The sequence below is a fragment of the Candidatus Eisenbacteria bacterium genome, from assembly GCA_016867495.1.
Lineage (GTDB): Bacteria > Eisenbacteria > RBG-16-71-46 > CAIMUX01 > VGJL01 > VGJL01.
On record VGJL01000269.1, the window covers coordinates 1 to 2,750 of the forward strand.

The 2,750-nt window shown below is 68.5% G+C and carries 2 protein-coding genes; both read right to left on the reverse strand.

Annotation, left to right across the window (positions count from 1 at the left end):
• Positions 1–64 precede the first annotated feature (64 nt).
• The gene (locus FJY88_13270; protein ID MBM3288297.1) at positions 65–1,612 is read right to left on the reverse strand and encodes a flippase; all 1,548 of its coding nucleotides are present in this window, start codon (positions 1,610–1,612) and stop codon (positions 65–67) included.
• Positions 1,609–2,655 carry a DMT family transporter gene (locus FJY88_13275; protein MBM3288298.1) on the reverse strand — a complete coding sequence of 349 codons (1,047 nt, stop codon included), beginning with the start codon at positions 2,653–2,655 and terminating at the stop codon, positions 1,609–1,611. Before FJY88_13275 ends, FJY88_13270 begins: the two co-directional genes overlap by 4 nt.
• Positions 2,656–2,750: the final 95 nt, after the last annotated feature.

The following is a 2,750-nucleotide window of genomic DNA, read 5'->3' on the forward strand; positions in this document are numbered from 1 at the left end:
GGCGCGGGGTGCCGTCGGGGTCAGCGGGCTCAGGGGCGCGACTGCGAGCAAGACGCCCGGGGTCTCAAGCCGCCGGGCGTTTCTGCGCCCGGTCGAGCCAGCCGGCCACCGGTCCCATGAGGCGGGTGACGCGACCCCTCCGGCTCGCTTCTGCGAAGCGGCGCAGATCGTCCCCCCGGATCAGCCTCCCGAGGAATAGGATCGCCGCCAGCGCCGCCGCAATGAGGAGGAGCCTCGCGGCGAGATCGGGCCAGTAGGGCCGGATGCGCCCCGCGAACCATCCCGCGACCGCCACGAAGACGCCGATCGACCAGACGATCGCCGTGGCGCGATGGCGTAGCGACGCCGTCCGGGGAAGAATCCTGTCCGCCAGATAGACCGAAGGGCCGAAGACGACGACCGAGGAGAGCAGGCTTGCGAGCGCCGCGCCGGAGACCCCCAGCCGAGGGATCAGCAGAGGATAGGCGAGCGGCTCGACCGCGAACTTGATCGCGGCGAGCCAGAAGACGATCTTCGTCCTCTCATAGGTGTAGAAGCACATCGTCAGCGGTTGCTGCATCGTGCGGAAGAGAGGCGTGAGAGCGAGGATCTGAAGCGGAACAACGGCGGGGAGGAACTCGCCGCCGCCCGTGATCCATACCGTCTCCCGCGCGAGGCAGTAGGTCCCCGCCATCAGGAGGAGGGCCATCGCCGCGACCACCCGATACCCCTCGGTGACGGTGCGTTCGATCTCGCCGTCGCGTCCTTCGCCGCGCAGGCGGGAGAGCGCGGGCAGGAGGGAGTTCGGAACCGCGGCGAGCAGGGCGATGAATCGCTCGATGGTCATCAGCGCGAACGAGGCGAGCCCCAGTTCCCGCGCCGGCAAGAGCGCCCCCAGGATCAGGCGGTTCAAGTGCTGTCCCGAGAGGAAGAAGGCGCGCGCTCCCAGGAGAGGGAGGACGTACTGCCAGATCTTCCGGTGCGTGGGCGTCTCCGGGGCGCCCGTGCGCTCCCGGGGCAGGAATCTCTCGACCAGCACGCCGAGGGCGGCGACGGAGAAGGCCTGCACGAAGACGAGCCCCGCGACCAGGGCGACCACGCCTTCATTCAAACGCCAGAGGAGCACGACGATGGCGAGCTTCAACAGGTTGTTGCCCAGGGAGACGAGCCAGATCGAACGGAAGCGCTGCATTCCGAAGAGGGTCACCCTGAGAGCGTAGCCTGCGCCCTCCAGCAGGATCAGGGGCGCCAGGACGGGCAGGAGGCGCCGGAGATCCCGGTGGCCGTACGCGGTGGCCACGGTGTCGGCCAGCAGGAAGACCAGCACGCCCGCGGCGAGCGCGAGGACCACCTTGACCGCCAACACCTTGCGGACGAGCGGGCGCAAGATGTGCCCGTCGCCCCGCGCGTCGATCTCTCCCACGAAGCGCTCCAGGTAGGCCTCGACGTTCGTGGTCAGGACGCCGGCCAGTCCGATCGCCGCCTGTCCGAGGCTCAATGTCCCGTATGCCGCGGGACCCAGCATGCGGAGGACAACGATCGAGTAGAAGATCCCGCCGATGATCGTCGTGAGCTGCTCGAGCCCGAGGTAGAAGCTCCCCCTGGAGACCTCGCGGACGGTCGAACGGCTCATGGCGATTTGCGTCTGAATCCCGCGTCGACCACCCGGGTGACGACGTCGCGGATGCCCCACGTGCTGACGATGACGCCGGCCAGGATCCACGCCCCATAGCCGATCACCGAACCGGAGGGCTCGTCCGTCCCCCACACGGGCCCGAAGGCGATCGCAAGCGGCGGATTCAGGAGGACGAAGGCGGCGACGCTGCTGGCGGGGAGCCTGCGGAGGGCCGCGTACCAGATTCCGAAGCCGACGACCGTGCAGAGGAGGGCGAGGTGCGCGATCGCGACCCAGTCGGAGGGCGTGAAGGTGTCGATCGAGCGACGGAAGCCTGGGCTGAAGGGTCCGACTGCGAGGAATGCGACGCTTCCGACGGCGAGCGAGAGGTAGGTCACGCGCAGGGGGGACTCGCGCGTCACCAGGGGCTTGCCGACGACCGTGGCCACGGCCCAGCAAGCCGGCGCCGCAAGGACGGAGAGCGCGTGGAGCTCGTATCCGGGTCCCATCGCCCGCCCCTGGCTCCGGACGAGAAGATAGACGCCGGTGAAGGAGAGCAGGAGCCCGATCGTCTTTCGCAACCTGTGTCGCTCTTGCCTGATGGCCAGGGCAAGCACGTAGGTGAAGAAGGGATTCGTCGCGATCAGTAGCGAAGCCGTTCCCGCTGGGATCTGCCCCTGCCCCCAGTTGAGGAAGAGGTTGTAGCCCGGCACGATCAGGATCCCCATGACGACGATCCTCACCGGGTTCTCGATGAGGAGCCGGAGGTTGTGGCGCGGTTCGCTCAGCAGGCACCAGAGGACGGCGAAGGCGCCCACGGGGACGAACCGAGCGAGCAACAAGTCCCATGCCCCGATCGTTCGACGGAGGTAGGCGATGGAGTGAAACGAGTTCGACCAGATGACGAACAGGGCGATCAGGATGAGGGTCCACAGGAACTGATGGCGGCCATGGCTGTCGGCCGGGGAGGCGACTCCGTAGCCGGTCGCGAGATCCCCGGTTCCGCTCTCTGCGCGCGTCGCTCCCGTCTTCGTCGCCCTCCCGTGCCGGCACGGATCCATCGACCCATGACCCGGTCCGCCGGCCAGCGCGACGCTAGCAGGATGACGGCCGCCTCCGCAACGGGAAGCGTCGTGATCGGCTCGCCCGCGCGACC

What these genes read in the sequence shown, in the direction of transcription:
- FJY88_13270 (MBM3288297.1), bottom strand. Translation starts at nt 1,612, where the DNA reads ATGAGCCGTTCGACCGTCCGCGAGGTCTCCAGGGGGAGCTTCTACCTC.
- FJY88_13275 (MBM3288298.1), bottom strand. Translation starts at nt 2,655, where the DNA reads ATGGATCCGTGCCGGCACGGGAGGGCGACGAAGACGGGAGCGACGCGC.